Source organism: Plastoroseomonas arctica (assembly GCF_018128965.1).
Classification (GTDB): Bacteria; Pseudomonadota; Alphaproteobacteria; order Acetobacterales; family Acetobacteraceae; genus Plastoroseomonas; species Plastoroseomonas arctica.
The window spans coordinates 23,000-38,472 of the sequence record NZ_JAAEDH010000022.1 but is presented as its reverse complement, the minus strand read 5'-3'; the positions used below and the strand labels follow the sequence as shown (position 1 = coordinate 38,472).

General features: G+C 68.9%; 15 protein-coding genes. 14 read left to right on the top strand and 1 reads right to left on the bottom strand.

What is annotated here, in order from left to right; translation table 11 throughout:
* Positions 1 to 172: 172 nt before the first annotated feature.
* Genes GXW79_RS17175 through GXW79_RS17145 form a run of 7 tightly spaced genes read left to right on the top strand, consistent with a single transcriptional unit; the run spans position 173 to position 8,199 of the window.
* Positions 173 to 994, top strand: a complete 822-nt coding sequence (locus GXW79_RS17175) for an ABC transporter ATP-binding protein (RefSeq protein ID WP_367614939.1) — start codon at positions 173 to 175, stop codon at positions 992 to 994.
* Positions 991 to 2,880, top strand: coding sequence for an AMP-binding protein (locus GXW79_RS17170; protein WP_211875670.1), 1,890 nt, complete (start codon positions 991 to 993; stop codon positions 2,878 to 2,880). The genes GXW79_RS17175 and GXW79_RS17170 overlap by 4 nt, the downstream gene beginning before the upstream one ends.
* An 11-nt stretch (positions 2,881 to 2,891) precedes the next feature.
* Positions 2,892 to 3,773 (top strand): branched-chain amino acid ABC transporter permease, encoded by an 882-nt coding sequence (locus tag GXW79_RS17165; protein WP_211875669.1) that lies wholly within the window; start codon positions 2,892 to 2,894, stop codon positions 3,771 to 3,773.
* Between the two features lie 3 nt (positions 3,774 to 3,776).
* Positions 3,777 to 4,841, top strand: a complete 1,065-nt coding sequence (locus GXW79_RS17160) for a branched-chain amino acid ABC transporter permease (RefSeq protein ID WP_211875668.1) — start codon at positions 3,777 to 3,779, stop codon at positions 4,839 to 4,841.
* A 21-nt stretch (positions 4,842 to 4,862) separates the two neighbouring features.
* Entirely contained in the window at positions 4,863 to 6,146 is a 1,284-nt protein-coding gene (locus tag GXW79_RS17155) for an ABC transporter substrate-binding protein (RefSeq protein ID WP_211875667.1), read from the top strand.
* Positions 6,146 to 6,970: an ABC transporter ATP-binding protein gene (locus GXW79_RS17150; protein WP_211875666.1), complete on the top strand. Its 825-nt coding sequence runs from the start codon at positions 6,146 to 6,148 to the stop codon at positions 6,968 to 6,970. The genes GXW79_RS17155 and GXW79_RS17150 overlap by 1 nt, the downstream gene beginning before the upstream one ends.
* Positions 6,967 to 8,199: a phenylacetate--CoA ligase family protein gene (locus tag GXW79_RS17145; protein WP_211875665.1), complete on the top strand. Its 1,233-nt coding sequence runs from the start codon at positions 6,967 to 6,969 to the stop codon at positions 8,197 to 8,199. Before GXW79_RS17150 ends, GXW79_RS17145 begins: the two co-directional genes overlap by 4 nt.
* A 6-nt stretch (positions 8,200 to 8,205) precedes the next feature.
* Here GXW79_RS17145 and GXW79_RS17140 read toward each other — a convergent pair whose 3' ends face one another.
* Positions 8,206 to 9,615 (bottom strand): aminotransferase-like domain-containing protein, encoded by a 1,410-nt coding sequence (locus tag GXW79_RS17140; RefSeq protein ID WP_211875664.1) that lies wholly within the window; start codon positions 9,613 to 9,615, stop codon positions 8,206 to 8,208.
* A gap of 388 nt (positions 9,616 to 10,003) precedes the next feature.
* Between GXW79_RS17140 and GXW79_RS17135 the strand changes: the two genes are divergently transcribed.
* The 7 genes from GXW79_RS17135 to GXW79_RS17105 are packed head-to-tail and all read left to right on the top strand — an operon-like array spanning position 10,004 to position 15,471.
* On the top strand, positions 10,004 to 10,486 hold the full coding sequence (locus tag GXW79_RS17135) for an MSMEG_0572/Sll0783 family nitrogen starvation response protein (protein ID WP_211875663.1): 483 nt from the start codon (positions 10,004 to 10,006) through the stop codon (positions 10,484 to 10,486).
* Positions 10,487 to 10,492: 6 nt separating this feature from the next.
* Positions 10,493 to 11,506: a Nit6803 family nitrilase gene (locus tag GXW79_RS17130; protein WP_211875662.1), complete on the top strand. Its 1,014-nt coding sequence runs from the start codon at positions 10,493 to 10,495 to the stop codon at positions 11,504 to 11,506.
* Positions 11,427 to 12,554, top strand: coding sequence for an MSMEG_0568 family radical SAM protein (locus GXW79_RS17125; protein WP_408901562.1), 1,128 nt, complete (start codon positions 11,427 to 11,429; stop codon positions 12,552 to 12,554). Before GXW79_RS17130 ends, GXW79_RS17125 begins: the two co-directional genes overlap by 80 nt.
* The gene (locus GXW79_RS17120; RefSeq protein ID WP_367614938.1) at positions 12,551 to 13,093 is read left to right on the top strand and encodes an MSMEG_0567/Sll0786 family nitrogen starvation N-acetyltransferase; all 543 of its coding nucleotides are present in this window, start codon (positions 12,551 to 12,553) and stop codon (positions 13,091 to 13,093) included. The genes GXW79_RS17125 and GXW79_RS17120 overlap by 4 nt, the downstream gene beginning before the upstream one ends.
* A complete protein-coding gene (locus tag GXW79_RS17115; RefSeq protein WP_211875660.1) occupies positions 13,090 to 14,046 on the top strand; it encodes a sll0787 family AIR synthase-like protein in 957 nt (318 codons plus the stop codon). Before GXW79_RS17120 ends, GXW79_RS17115 begins: the two co-directional genes overlap by 4 nt.
* Positions 14,043 to 15,191, top strand: coding sequence for an MSMEG_0565 family glycosyltransferase (locus tag GXW79_RS17110; protein ID WP_211875659.1), 1,149 nt, complete (start codon positions 14,043 to 14,045; stop codon positions 15,189 to 15,191). Before GXW79_RS17115 ends, GXW79_RS17110 begins: the two co-directional genes overlap by 4 nt.
* Complete coding sequence (locus GXW79_RS17105) at positions 15,184 to 15,471, top strand: MSMEG_0570 family nitrogen starvation response protein (protein WP_211875658.1); 288 nt, start codon at positions 15,184 to 15,186, stop codon at positions 15,469 to 15,471. The genes GXW79_RS17110 and GXW79_RS17105 overlap by 8 nt, the downstream gene beginning before the upstream one ends.
* Positions 15,472 to 15,473 lie beyond the last annotated feature (2 nt).

Genomic DNA, 15,473 nt, shown 5'->3' with positions numbered 1-15,473 from the left:
CCGCCGCCGTTGCGCGCGGCTTTGGATGACGGCTAAGGTCGCCGCGGAACGGCCAGAAAAGACGGCATCACAACATGCCCATGGAAACGGACCGCCCGGGTCGCTTACCGCGGGCGTCGCGCATTGCCATCACCCCCCTGCCGCGGCGCCACGCCGCGGGAGCAGTCTGGGCGTGACGCCGGCGACACCGGTGGAAGAGGCGCCGATCCTCGAAGCCGTCGATGTCAGCCTGCGTTTCGGCGGCGTCCGGGCGCTGACCGACGTGTCCTTCGCCGTGCGGCGCGGCGAGGTGTTTTCCATCATCGGCCCGAACGGCGCAGGCAAGACCTCCATGGTCAACTGCATCTCCGGCCGCTACCGCCCGACCGAGGGCGCGATCCGCTATCGCGGCCAGGATGTGACCAGGCTGCGGCCCAACCGGCGCGCGGCGATCGGCATCGGGCGCACCTTCCAGAACCTGGCGTTGTTCGGGCACATGACGGTGCTCGACAACATTATGGTCGGCCGCCACCATCTGATGAAGCGCGGCTTCCTGCCGGGGATGTTGTACTGGTTCGGCGGCGCGCAGCGCGAGGAGATCGAGCACCGCCGCGCGGTCGAGGCGATCATCGATTTTCTCGAGATCCAGCAGGTGCGCAAGACCATCGCGGGCACCCTGCCCTATGGGCTGCGCAAGCGCGTGGAACTGGCCCGCGCGATGGCGCTGCAGCCGCAGCTGATCCTGCTCGATGAGCCGATGGCGGGCATGAACCTCGAGGAGAAGGAGGACATGGCGCGCTACATCCTCGACCTCAACGAGGAATGGGGCATGACCGTGCTGATGATCGAGCACGATATGGGCGTGGTGATGGACATCTCGCACCGCGTCATGGTGCTCGACTTCGGGCGCAAGATCGCCGAGGGAACGCCCGAGGCGGTGCTCGCCGACCCGCAGGTGCGCCGCGCCTATCTGGGCGAAGCGGACGAAACGATCCCCGAGGCAGTTCCCGCGTGACCGACACGCTGCCAAAGCTGCTGGTCCGCAACGCCGCCGCGCATGGTGGCGAGGTCGCGCTCCGCGAGAAGGAATTCGGCATCTGGCGCGCCATCACTTGGGCCGAGTATGCGGCGCGCACGCGGGCCATCGCGCTGGGCCTGCGCGGGCTGGGGCTGGGTGTCGGCGATGTGGTCGCGCTGATCGGCGACAACCGGCCGGACTGGGTGATGGGCGAGATCGCCGCGCATGCGATCGGCGCGCGCTCCATCGGCATCTACCGCGACGCGCTCGACGAGGAGGTCGGCTACCTACTGGAAGCGAGCGGCGCGGCCGCGGTGATCGCCGAGGATGAGGAGCAGGTGGACAAGCTGCTCAACCTCGGCGACCGGCTGCCGGGCTTGCGCCACATCGTCTTCGCGGACCCGCGCGGGATGCGCAAGCATGATGATCCGCGCCTGCTGCCGCTCGCCGATCTGGTGCGCGCGGGCGACGCCGCCCATGCCGCCGAACCTGGCGCATGGGAGGCGATGGTGGCCGCCACGCGCGGTGATGATGTGGCCGTGCTCTGCACCACCTCGGGCACCACCGCGCAGCCGAAGCTTGCCATGCTGACGGGTGGCGCGCTGATCCGGCATTGTGAGGCCTACCTCGCCGCCGACCCGAAGGGGCCGGAGGATGAATACGTCTCCGTCCTCCCGCTGCCCTGGATCATGGAGCAGATCTACGTCCTCGGCTGGGGGTTGATCGCGCGGATGAAGGTCAACTTCGTCGAGGAGCCCGAGACGATGATGGCCGATTTCCGCGAGATCGGTCCCACCTTCGTCCTGTTCGCCCCGCGCCTGTGGGAACAGATCGCCGCCGAGGTGCGCGCGCGCGTGCTGGATGCGAGCCCGCTCAAGCAGCGCATGTTCGCGCTGGGGATGAAGCTGGGTCTCGCCGCGCTGGAAAAGGGCCAACGCTCGGCGCTGGCCGACGCCATCCTGTTCCGCGCGCTGCGCGACAGGCTTGGATTCACCAACCTGCGCTCGGCCGCCACGGGCGGCGCCGCGCTGGGGCCGGAGACCTTCCGCTTCTTCCTCGCCATGGGCGTGCCGATGCGCCAGCTCTACGGCCAGACGGAGCTGCTCGGCGCCTATACGCTGCATCGCCCCGGCGCGGTCGATTTCGACACAGTGGGCGTGCCGTTCAACGACGGCATCACGGTGCGGATCGAAGCGCCGGACCCCAATGGCGTGGGCGAGATCGTCGCCTCCCACCCCAACATGTTCGCGGGCTATCTGGGCGGCGCGGCGAATCCGGAGATGCGCGATGGCTGGCTGCACACCGGCGATGCCGGGTACTTCCACCCGACCGGCCAGCTGGTGGTCATCGACCGCATCCGCGACATGGCGACGACCTCGCGCGGCGACCGCTTCAGCCCGCAATACATCGAGAACAAGCTGAAATTCTGCCCTTACGTGGCCGAGGCGGTGGTGCTCGGCGACGGCCGCCCGCACCTCGCTGCGATGATCTGCATCCGCTTCCCCATCGTGGGTAAATGGGCGGAGCGCAACCGCATCGCGTTTACCACCTACACCGATCTGTCGGCGCGGCCGGAGGTGTTGGCGCTGCTGCGTGGCGAGGTCGCCAAGGTGAACGTGACGCTTCCGCCGGCCCAGCGCATCCGCGACTTCATCCTGCTCTACAAGGAGCTCGACGCCGATGACGAGGAGCTGACCCGCACGCGCAAGGTGCGTCGCGGCGTGATCAATCGCAAATACGCCGACATTATCGAGGCGATCTACGCCGGCGATACGTCCATTCCCGTCGATACGACGATCGCTTTCCAGGATGGCACCAGCCAGCGCATCCGCACCATGCTCCGCGTCGTCTCCGCGCAGGCGGATGCGGCGCTGGCTGCCTGAGGAGACACCCCATGTTGCTGCCGCTGATCCTGAACGGGCTGATCGTCGGCGCGCTCTACGGCGTCGTCGCGATGAGTTTCGTGCTGATCTACAAGGCCTCCCAGGTGGTGAATTTCGCCCAAGGCGAGTTCCTGCTCGTCGGCGCATGGGTTTGCTGGTGGTTCTTGACCGACTGGCAGATGCCGTTCTGGATGGGGTTCCTGTTCACCCTCGCCTTCATGACCTGCTTCGGCATCATCCTGCAGGTGGTGGTGCTGCGGCCGCTGATCGGGGAGCCGGTGATCAGCGTCATCATGGCGACGGTGGGCCTGTCCATCTTCTTCCAGGCGCTGATGAAGTGGATCTTCGGCGTCTTCGCCAAGCCCTTCCCGCCGATCTTCTCGGCGCAGAGCGTCGACATCCTCGGGCTCCAGGTGCAGCCGGTCTATCTGCTCAGCCTGGGCATATCGCTGTTCATCATGGCCGGCTTCGGCTGGTTCTTCACCGCCAGCAAGCATGGCCTGGCGATGCGCGCGACCGCCTTCGACCAGCAGGTGGCGCAGTCGCTGGGCATCTCGGTGCCGAAGGTCTTCGCCATGTCCTGGGCGATTTCGGCGGTGGTCTCGGCGGTCGCGGGCGTGGTGGTCGGCGTGGTGAACGGCGTGTCGTCGGCGCTGTCCTTCTACGGGATAAAAGTGTTCCCGGCGGTGATCCTGGGCGGGCTCGATTCCGTGGTGGGCGCGGTGCTCGGCGGCCTCGTCATCGGCGTGCTGGAGAATGTCGCGCAATACGTCGATGCGGAATGGCTGCACTGGGGCAACATGTACGCGATCGCGCCCTTCTACGCCCTCGTCATCATCCTGATGATCAAGCCCTACGGCCTGTTCGGCACCCGCAATATCGAGCGCGTGTAGACCATGGACGCGATGACCCCCGCCGGCGACTACCGCACCAGCTACCGCGCCGACATGACCATCATGGCGACGCGCAACAGCCGCATCGCGCTGGCGGTGGGGATCGTGCTCGCTTGCGCCGCGCCCTTCGTGCTCGACGGCTACATGCTCGACCTGCTGATCAATATCGGCATCTTCGGCATCGCAGCACTCGGGCTGAATATCCTGGTGGGTTTCACAGGCCAGATTTCCATTGGACACGCCGCCTTCTTCGGCTTCGGCGCCTTCGCCAGCGCGTATTTCCATGAACACGGCGTGGCCGTCGCCCTCGCCATCCCGCTGGCCGGCATCGCGACCGCCGTGGTGGGCCTGGTCTTCGGGTTGCCGGCCGCGCGGCTGAAGGGTCTCTACCTCGCGATCGCCACGCTGGTGGCCCAATACATCCTCGAGGACTTTTTCGCCCGCGCGCAGTGGTTCACCGGCGGCGTTGCCGGGCGCATGACCGAACCGCCGAGCCTCGCCGGCTGGGTCGCCGGGCGGCCGGAGAGCTATTTCTACGTGGTCCTGGTCGCCGTCATCGTGATGTTCGGCGCCGCTGCCAACCTGATGCGCACGCGCGACGGCCGCGCGCTGATCGCCGTGCGCGACCACTACCTCAGCGCCGAGATGATGGGCATCAACCTCGCCTATTACCGCATGCTGAGTTTCGGCATCGCGAGCTTCTACGCCGGCATTGCGGGCGCGCTCTACGCGCATTACCGGCTGTTCGTCTCGGTCGAGGCCTTCACCATCCTGTTCTCGATCCAGTTCCTCGGCATGGTCATCATCGGCGGCCTCGGCAGCATCGCCGGCAGCCTGATGGGCGCGGCCTTCATGGTGCTGCTGCCCGAGGTGGTGGAGGGTCTCGCCAACCTGCTCACCGGCAGTGCGATCGACCGCGCGCTGCGCCTGGGCGCCTCGATCAGTTTCCTGCGCGAGATGGCGATCGGCGCGGCCATCATCGTCTTCCTGGTGTTCGAGCCCGATGGCCTGGCGCGACGCTGGCGGCTGATCAAGGCCTATTGGAAGCTCTACCCCTACTCACACTGAAGCAACGGAGGGAACGAACACATGCGAAGCATGATCCTTGGACTGTCGGCCGCACTCGCGCTGACCACCGCTGCCACCGCGCAGCAGCGCATCCCCATCGGCCAGTTGAACGACTATTCCGGGGCGACCTCCGATGTCGGCGTGCCCTACGGGCAGGGCGTGTCCGATGCGCTCGCCTGGGTGAATGCGCAACGGCAGGGCGTCGCGGGCAGGCAGCTCAACGTTCTGGCCGTCGATTACGGCTACCAGGCGCCGCGCGCGGTCAGCCAGTACCAGGCCTGGGCGCGCGATCGCGTCGTCGCCATCCAGGGCTGGGGCACGGCCGATACCGAGGCGCTGACCCGCTTCGTCACGCGCGACCGCATCCCCTACATCTCCGGCAGCTATTCCGCGGCACTCACCGATGCCGGCGGACGCAGCGGGCGCCAGGGCGTGGAGGCGACGCCGTACAATTTCTTCTACGGCCCCTCCTATTCCGACGGGCTGCGCGCGATGCTCACCTGGGCGGCGGAGGATTGGCGGCGCTCCGGCCGTCCCGGCCGGCCGAAATACGTCCATATGGGCGCGAACCACCCCTACCCGAATTCGCCGAAGGCGGCCGGCGAGGCGCTCGCCGCCGAGCTCGGCTTCGACGTGCTACCGGCCATCGTCTTCGCGCTCACGCCGGGCGACTACACCTCGCAGTGCCTGACGCTGCGCAGCCAGGGGGCGAACTACGCCTATCTCGGCAACACGGCGGGGTCCAACATCTCGGTGCTGCGCGCGTGCCAGACGGCAGGGGTGCAGGTGCAGTTCCTGGGCAATGTGTGGGGGATGGATGAGAACGCGATGAAGGCCGCCGGTGCGGCCGCCAATGGCGTGGTCTTCCCGGTGCGCACGGCCGTGGTGTGGGGCCAGGACGCGCCGGGGATGGCGACAATGCGCGCCATCAGCCGCGTCTCCGACCCCACCGGCACCGTCTATCGCCCGGTGCACTACCTCACCGGCATCTGCGCCGCGATGCTGACGGTCGAGGCGATGGAGACCGCCGCCGCGAACGGTGGCGAGGTGAGCGGCCCCCGCATCCGCGACGGCTTCTACGCCCGCCAGAACTGGGTGCCGCGCGGTTTCGAGGGCGTGTGCAACCCCTCCACCTTCACCGCCGAGGATCATCGCGGCACGCTGCGCGTCGCGCTGTATCGCGCGGTCGTCGGCGGCGACACCTCGGCCGGGTCGGTCGGCGAGCTGATGGCCGCGAACACCATGCGGCTGGAGCCGGTGACCACGATCGACCTGCCGCGCCGGCCCGACTGGCTCGGCTGGTAATGTCCGCGCCCGCGCCAGCGCCCGTTGCGGCGACCGAGATGTTGCTCGAAGTGAACAACATCGAGGTCGTCTACAACGACGTCATCCTGGTGGTGCGCGGGCTGTCGCTGGCGGTTCTGAAGGGCGAGATCATCGCGCTCCTCGGCGCCAACGGCGCAGGGAAATCGACGACGCTGAAGGCCATCTCGGGCCTGCTCAAGACCGAGGAGGGCGAGGTGACGCGCGGCGAGATCCGCTTCGCCGGCGAGCGGATCAACGGCATCGACCCGCACCTCATCGTCCGGCGCGGCATCTTCCAGGTGATGGAGGGCCGCCGGATCATCGCCGACATGACGTGCCTGGAGAATCTACGCCTGGGCGCCTTCACGCGCTCCGACAACCAGGTGAAATCCGATATCGATATGGTCTACGGCTACTTCCCCCGCCTGAAGGAACGCACCGGCCTCGCCGGCTATCTCTCGGGCGGCGAGCAGCAGATGCTGGCGATCGGGCGCGCGCTGATGGCGCGACCGAAGCTGATCCTGATGGACGAGCCGTCGATGGGCCTGTCGCCGCTGCTGGTGAAGGAGGTGTTCGGCATCATCCAGCGCATCAATCGCGAACTCGGCGTGACGATACTGCTGGTCGAGCAGAATGCGCGCATGGCGCTCTCGGTCGCGAGCTACGGCTATGTGATGGAGCAGGGCAAGGTGGTGCTGGACGGCACCGCGGCGGCACTCGCCGACAATGAGGATGTGAAGGAATTCTATCTCGGCGGCCACGGCGCGGAGCGCAAGAGCTTCCGCGGGTTGAAATCCTATAAGCGACGGAAGCGGTGGCTATGAGCGAACATTTCGACGCGCTGGAAACCCGCAGTGCCGACGCACGCGGCGCAGAACTGGCGAATGCCCTGCCGCGCCAGGTCGCGCATGCCATGGCGAACACAGCGCATTACGCCGCGCTGTTCGCCGGCGTGGACGCCGCGAGCATCCGCGACCACGCCGCGCTGGCCCGGCTGCCCGTCACGCGCAAATCCGCGCTCATCGAGGCGCAGGCCGCGCACCCGCCCTTCGGCGGCATTGTCGCATTGCCGATGGCGCAGCTGGCGCGCGTGTTCATCTCGCCCGGCCCCATCCATGAACCGGAGGGCACGTCACCGGATTACTGGCGCTTCGCCCGCGCGCTGCATGCCACAGGCTTTCGTGCCGGCGACCTCGTGCAGAACTGCTTCGCCTACCACTTCACCCCCGCTGGCAGCATGATGGAAAATGCGGCTCGCGCGCTGGGCTGCCCGGTGTTCCCGGCCGGCACAGGCAACACCGAGGCGCAGGCGCGCGCAGCCGCGCAGCTGAAGCCGGCCGGCTACACCGGCACGCCCGAATTCCTCAAGGCCATCATCGAGAAGGGCGACGAACTCGGCCTCGACCTCGGCTCCATCACGCGGGGGCATGTCTCGGGCGGCGCCTACCTTCCCACGCTGCGCGCCTGGTACGCGGCGCGCGGCCTGACCGTGCTGCAAAGCTACGGCACCGCCGATCTCGGACTCATCGCCTATGAGAGCGAGGCGCGCGATGGCCTGATCTCGGATGAGGGGGTGCTCATCGAGATCGTGCGTCCGGGCACCGGCGGTGTCGTCGCGGATGGGGAGGTGGGCGAGGTTCTGGTCACCAGCTTCAACCCGGTGCATCCGCTGATCCGCTTCGCCACCGGGGACCTCTCGGCGATCCTGCCGGGCACATCGCCCTGCGGCCGCACGAACAGGCGCATCCGCGGCTGGATGGGGCGCGCAGACCAGGCGGCGAAGGTGCGCGGCATGTTCGTGCGGCCGGAGCAGGTGGCGCAGGTCCTCGCCGATGTGCCGGGCGTCCTGCGCGCGCGCCTGGTGATCAGCGCCGATGACGGCCGCGATCACATGGAGCTGCGCGCGGAGGCGCCGGACCCCGCAATGCAGCTATCGCTGGAAGCCGCGCTCAAGGCACGAACCCGGTTGCGCGGCACCGTCGTGGTGGTCGGCATCGGCAGCTTGCCGAACGACGGAAAGGTCATTGACGACATGCGACCAGCGGCATCCTGAGTCGCGTCACAGATAGGCCGACGCCAGCGTCGGGCTCTCGCCCAGCGCATGCGCCATCTCGGCCAGCGCCTCCGCCACGGCTTCGCGCTCCGCCGGTCCGCCGAGGCAGACCCGCACCGCTTCCGGTGGCGCGCCGGACACGGTGAAAGCGTCCGAGGCCACGATTCCGACCCCACGCAACCGCATGTGACCGAGGAAGGCGGACCGCGTCCACGGCGCGGGCAGCTTCAGCCAAAGATGAAAGCCGATCGGGTCGGCCAGGAAACTGCCCGGCGGCAGCAGCGCGGCGGCGAGTTTCTGGCGCTCCATCGATTCCGAACGGATCGCGCGCAGCATCGCATCCGCCGTGCCATCCTCGATCCATCTGGTGGCCAGCGCGATCGTCAACGGCGAGGCCATGACCGTTCCCGCGCGCGCCACCTGCACAAAGGGCAGCGCGGAGCGTGCGTCAGGGGCGATCACGTAGGCCACGCGCAGCCCCGCGCCCAGGCACTTGGCCAGCCCCGCGATATGCCAGGTGAGTTCGGGCACCAGCGCCGCGAAGGGCGGCGGCCCCCGGCGCGGGATGAAGCCATAGGCGTCGTCCTCGAGGATCGGCAGGCGATTCCGGCGCACCACCTCGGCGATGGCGGCGCGGCGCGGCGCTGCGATGGTCTCCGTCGTGGGGTTGAGCAAGGTGGGGTTGAGGTAGAGCAGCTTGGGTTGCAGCCGGCGGCATGCCGCGTCCAGCGCGTCCGGGTCGATGCCCTCGGCATCGGCCGGCAGCCCCTCCACCCGCAGCCCGGCTTGTGCCGCGAGCGCGCGCACGCCCGGATAGGTGAGCGTCTCGGCCAGGATCACGTCGCCCGGCCGCGTGAGGGTGGCGAGGATGCCCTGCATCGCCGGATGCGCCCCGGGTGTGACGAACAGCCGCTCATGCGCCGGGACCAGCGCGCGGCGGCCGAGCCAGCTGGTGGCCGCGTCCTTGTCGGCGCCGGAGCCGCCAAAACCCTGGTAGCGCAGATGCGTGACCAGGTCGCGCCCGACCTCCTCCAGCCCGGCCCGCATGCGCTCGAGCAGCGCGGGGTCGTCCGGCTCGGGCGGCATGTTCATCGAGAAATCGACGATGGAGCGGCGCCGCACCGGGGCGCGTTCCACCGGGCGCGGCGCCGCGTTGACATAGGTGCCGCGGCCGACGGTGGAGGCGATCAGCCCGCGCCGCTGTGCCTCGGTATAGCCGCGCGCCACGGTGGTGAAATCGAGCCCCAGACGCGCGGCGAGCTGGCGCTGCGGCGGCAACCGGTCGCCCTCGGCAAGGCGCCCGGCGCCGAGGTCGCCGGCGATGGCATCGGCGATGGCGAGGTAGCGGGGTTGGCTGGAGCCGATGATTTCCGGCGTCCAGTCATCACGGCGTCGCGAGGCGCGATCAATCTGCATGAATTGACTGTATCTGACTGTGGTGTGGGAGCAAGACTGGGGGAAAGGAATTTCCCCCAGACCCCCCAATCTTTTATTTTTGGCTTCTTGGTGCGGGATCCACAGTGGCCCGGCTCCACGAGGCGAGCGCTGGCTGCCGGAATTTCCCATGGATAAAAATAAAAGAAGGTTGGTTTGGAGGGAATTCATTCCCTCCATGCTGTCGTCCGCGGCGCCTGCGATCAGGGCGCAGAAGGCACGCGTCGCCTGATTTTTAATCGATCTTGTCAGAGAAATTGACCCGTATTTTGAATGCATGATTGCGTCATGATTGATTGCTCCGCGTATCCGCTCATTTGGCACGCTGTTTGCGTTGATCGCTCCGCCGTCAACGCAGCAGGAGGCCGCCATGCCGACCGTCACCCACCCCGCCCACAAGAAGGGCGATGTCCTGGTCGACTACGAGTCCAAGCTTTTCCCGGATGTGAAAGCCGACCCAGGCGAGAAGGCCCTGGTCACCTTCCATACGGTCGCCTTCGAGGGCTCGATCGGCTTCGTGAACCTGCTCCAGGCCACGCGCCTGCAGCGCAAGGGTTTCGAGACGTCGATCCTGCTCTATGGCCCCGGCGTCACGCTGGGCGTGCAGCGCGGCTTTCCCACGCTCGGCGACGAGGCCTTCCCCGGCCACATGAACTTCAACAATCAGATCACGAAATTCATGGCCGAGGGCGGCAAGGTCTATGCCTGCCGCTTCGCGCTGCAGGCGCTGTACGGCCATGGCGAACCCTCGCTGATCGAAGGCATCACGCCGATCAGCCCGCTCGATGTCCTCGACATCATACTGATGCACCGCAAGGACAACGCGTTTATCCTCGATACCTGGACGCTCTGAACGCCGATGGGGAAGACGGTGCGCGCGGCGGCGGTGCAGATCGCTCCGGATCTCGACAGCCTGGCGAGCAGCCTCGAACGCGTGCTGAACGCGATCGCGGAGGCCGCCGGCAAGGGCGCCGAGCTCATCGTCTTCCCCGAGACTTTCCTGCCCTGGTATCCCTATTTCTCGTTCGTCCATCCGCCGGTTGCCACGGGCGCCGAGCATCTTCGCCTGTATGAGAATGCGGTGACGGTGCCCGGGCCCGCGGTGGCCGCCGTGGCCGAGGCCGCGCGCCGCGCCAATGCGGTGGTGGTACTGGGCGTGAACGAGCGCGACCACGGATCGCTCTACAATGCCCAGCTCATCTTCGACGCCTGCGGCACGCTGCGCCTCAAGCGCCGCAAGATCACGCCGACCTTCCACGAGCGCATGATCTGGGGCCAGGGCGATGGCGCCGGATTGCAGGTGGTGGAGACTGCGGTGGGCCGGCTCGGCGCGCTGGCCTGCTGGGAGCATTACAATCCGCTCGCCCGCTACGCCCTGATGGCGCAGCACGAGGAGATCCACGCGGCGCAATTCCCGGGCTCCATGGTGGGCCCGATCTTCGCCGAGCAGATCGAGGTTACCATCCGCCACCACGCGCTGGAGGCCGGCTGCTTCGTGGTCAACGCCACAGGCTGGCTCACCGAAGAGCAGATCGCGCGCATCTGCCCGGCCGAGCCGATGCGCAAGGCGCTGCGCGGCGGCTGCCACACGGCGATCATCTCGCCCGAGGGCAGCCACCTGGTGCCGCCGCTGACCGAAGGCGAGGGCATCCTGATCGCCGATCTCGACATGGGCCTGATCACCAAGCGCAAGCGGATGATGGATTCCGTCGGCCACTACGCGCGGCCGGAATTGCTCTCGCTCAACCTCGACAGCCGCGCCCAGGCGCCGATGCACGCGACCCCTTTTGACCTTGGGAGTGCCGATGATGAACGCGATACCGACGGAGCAGCTGATCCGGGAATTGCAGTCCTTCGGCGCCCGCCTGGCTGACCCGAAGGCGGGTGCGGAGAGCCGCCGCGGCGGTGCGGGGCCTTCCGACCACAAGGCCGTCACCATCGACGGCATGACGGTGATGGTGCCGGTCCACACCGCGCCGGCTTTCGAGAGCCCCTATGTGCTCGACGCCCCGGATGCGACCGGCGCGAGCCAGGTCCGGCGCGATGGCATCGCACTGGGCGAAGCGCGCTTTCCGCGCCAGCCCCGCTTCCACGCGCTGAGCACGGCAGATGGGATTCCCTATTCCAAGATCGCGGTGCTGCACGGGCGCGACGTGCTGGCGACGACGGTGCTGCAGAGCTGCATCCGCTACCAGTCGCGCACGAAGACGTGCCGGTTCTGCGCCATCGGCCAGTCGCTCGCGGCCGGGCGCACCGTGGAGCGCAAGACGCCTGCCATGCTCGCGGAAGTCGCGAAGGCCGCGGTCGAGCTCGACGGCGTGAAGCACATGGTGATGACCACCGGCACGCCGCCGGGCGAGGATCGCGGTGCCGCCCTCCTCGCCGAGAGTGCGGCCGCGGTGAAGGCGGCGGTGGCGCTGCCGATCCAGGCGCAGTGCGAGCCGCCCGAGGATGACGCCTGGTATGGCCGCATGCGCGACGCCGGCGTGGATGCGCTGGGGATGCACCTGGAAGTCGTGACGCCTGCGTTGCGTGCCACCATCATGCCGGGCAAGGCGCAGCTCGGGATCGATCGCTACATGCAGGCCTTCGCCGCCGCCGTGCCGGTCTTCGGGCGCGGCCAGGTCTCGACCTACATCCTCGCCGGCCTGGGCGACACGGCGGAGGCGATCCTCGACATCGCGTCCCGCGTCGCAGCCCTCGGCGTCTATCCCTTCGTCGTGCCCTTCGTGCCGATCAGCGGCACGCCGCTGGAGAGCCATCCGGCGCCAAGCCCGGATTTCATGCATTCCATCCTGGCACCACTGTCGCGGCTGCTGGTGGAGAGCGGGCTCAAGGCCACGGACATCAAGGCCGGCTGCGGGCGCTGCGGGGCCTGTTCGGCGCTGTCCACCTATGAGCGCGCGCTGGTGCCGGCGTGATCTTCGAACCTGTCATTCCGTTCCTGCCCGCCGGCTACCAGATCAAGCAGGCCGGGGCCCCGTGGGAACATGCGGCGGCCGCGGCGCTGCGCCGCGCGGTGTTCTGCGACGAGCAGGGGCTGTTCGCGGGCGATGACCGCGATGCGATCGACGCGGATGCGATCACGCTCGTCGCCATCGCCCATCTCGGCGCGGCCTGGGGTGAGGTCGTGGGCACCGTGCGGCTGCACGAAGAATCGCCCGGCCTGTGGTGGGGCTCTCGCCTGGCGGTGGCCGCGCCCTATCGCCGCGTCGCGGCCATCGGCACGGCGCTGATCCGCCTGGCCGTCTCCACCGCCCATGCGCGCGGCTGCACGCGCTTCCTCGCGCATGTGCAGGCGCAGAACGCCGCGCTGTTCCACCGCCTGCACTGGACCACGGAGGCGGAGGTCACCCTGCACGGGCATCCGCATCACCGGATGCAGGCGGCGCTCGACGCCTATCCGCCGATTGCGCGGCCGGAAATCGGCTTCCTCTCCATCGCCCGGCGCGCGGCGTGATCGAGGCACTCGCCGAGACGCTGCGCGGGTCGCGCAGCATTGCCGGCAAAGCGGATATCGCGACCGTCGCGGCGCGTCTGGGGATCGGCGGCGGCGATGCCGTGCCGGTCGGCGACGATGCCGCCGCGATCCCGGATGGCGATGGCCACCTGCTGCTCGCCATCGAGGGATTCATGAACGAGTTCGTCGCCGCCGACCCCTGGTTCGCCGGGTGGTGCGGGGTGATGGTGAACCTCTCCGACATCGCCGCCATGGGCGGGCGCGCGATCGCCGTGGTCGATGCGCTCTGGGCCGAGGGCGAGGCGCAGGCCTCGCCGGTGCTCGACGGGCTGCGCGCCGCGTCGCGCGCCTATGGCGTGCCGCTGGTCGGCGGGCATTCCAACCTGCGCACCGACCGCGGCCAGCTCGCCGTGGCGATCCTCGGCCGCGCGCGGCGCCTGCTCACCAGCTTCGATGCCGAACCGGGAGACCGCCTGGTCGCCGCCATCGATTTGCGCGGGCGCTACCGCGAGCCCTTCGCCAACTGGGAAGCCGCGACCGAAGCGCCGCCCGAGCGGCTGCGCGGGGATCTCGCCCTGCTGCCGGTGATCGCCGAAGTGGGCCTCTCCCGCGCCGCCAAGGACATCAGCCAGGGCGGCGTGGTGGGCACGGCGGCGATGTTCTGCGAGGCCTCCGGCGTGGGGGCCAGCATCGACGTGCTGGCGGTGCCGCGACCCGATGGCGTGGCGCTGGAGCGCTGGCTGCTGACCTTTCCCTCGTTCGGCTACCTGCTGGCGGTGAAGCCGGACGACGTTCCCGCGGTGCTGGAGCGCTTCACCGCGCGCGGGATCGCGGCCGCGGATATCGGCGGCTTCACGCCGGGCCACCGCCTCGCCATCGCGATGGAGGGGCGCGAGGCACTGATCCGCGACCTCGCGGAGGCGCCGCTGCTCGGCTGCGCGCCGCCCGCATGAGGATCGCGATCCTCGCCCATTCCACCAATCCGCGCGGCGGCGTGGTGCATGCGATGCACCTCGCGGAGGCGCTCTGCGCCGCCGGGCATGAGGCGGTGCTGCACGCGCCCGACGCCGCCGGCCAGGGCTTCTTCCGCACCCCGGACTGCCCGCATGAAGCGATCCCGGTGGCCGCCGCGCCGCGCGACATCCTCGCGCTGGTCGAGCAGCGCCGCGCCGAATATGCGGGCTGGTTCACGGCACCCGCGCGGCGCAGCTTCGATGTGTTCCACGCGCAGGATGCGCTTTCGGGCAATGCACTGGCCGATCTGCACGCGGCCGGGCTGATCGACGGCTTCGCCCGCACCGTCCACCACATCGATGATTTCGCCGATCCGGGCCTGATGGCGCTGCAGGCGCGTGCCGTCACCCAGGCGCGGGCGCTGTTCACGGTGAGCGAGCAGTGGCGTGGCATCCTCGCCCAAGGCTGGGGCCGCGATCCACGCATCGTGGGCAATGGCGTCGATGCGCAGCGCTTCACCCCCCGCCCGGACGGGCGTGAGGCCGCGTTGCGCCGGCGCTGGGGACTCGGCGCCGGGCCGGTCTTCCTGGCCATCGGCGGTGCCGAGGCGCGCAAGAACACGCTGGGCATCCTCGACGCCTTCATCGCGTTTCGCAGCGGCACGCCGTCGGCGCAGCTGCTGATCGCCGGTGGCGCCTCGCTGCTCGACCATGGCGCGTATCAGGCACGCTTCGCCGCGCGCCTCGCCGCCGCTGCGCTTCCCGCGGAGGCCGTGATCCTGGCCGGCCCGGTCGAGGATGCCGAGATGCCGGCGCTCTACCGCCTGGTGGACGCGCTGGTCTTTCCCTCGCTGAAGGAGGGGTTTGGGCTCGTCGTGCTCGAGGCGCTCGCCAGCGGCATCCCCGCCATCGTGCCGCGCCTCGCACCCTTCACCGAATTCCTCCGCCCCGCCGAGACGCTGTGGTGCGACCCCAAGGACAGCGCCTCCATCACCGCCGCGATGGCCGCCTCGCTCGATCCCGAACGCCGCGCGGCGCTGGCGGTGCGCGGCCACGCCGTGGTCGCGCGGCACGGCTGGGACCGCGTCGCCGCGGCGCAGCTCGACGGCTACCGCGCCTTCCTGGAGCAGCCCGGCCATGCCTGAGATGCGCTTCGACATCACCTGGCCGGACGGGATGGCGGAGCGTTGCTATTCGCCCTCGCTGGTCATCAAGGACCATTTCGCGCCGGGCGAATCCTACGCCGTGTCGGATTTTCTTGTCCGCGCGCGAACGGCCCTGCGCGAAGCCAGCGCGCGGGTCGAGGCGCGCTACGGCTTTCCCTGTTCGCTCGCCCTGGGCCAGCTCGCCCGGCTCGAGCAGCGCGCCGGTGCGTTCGCGCAAGGCGACGCGGCCCGCATCCACGTCACCGCCTTCATCGAATAGGA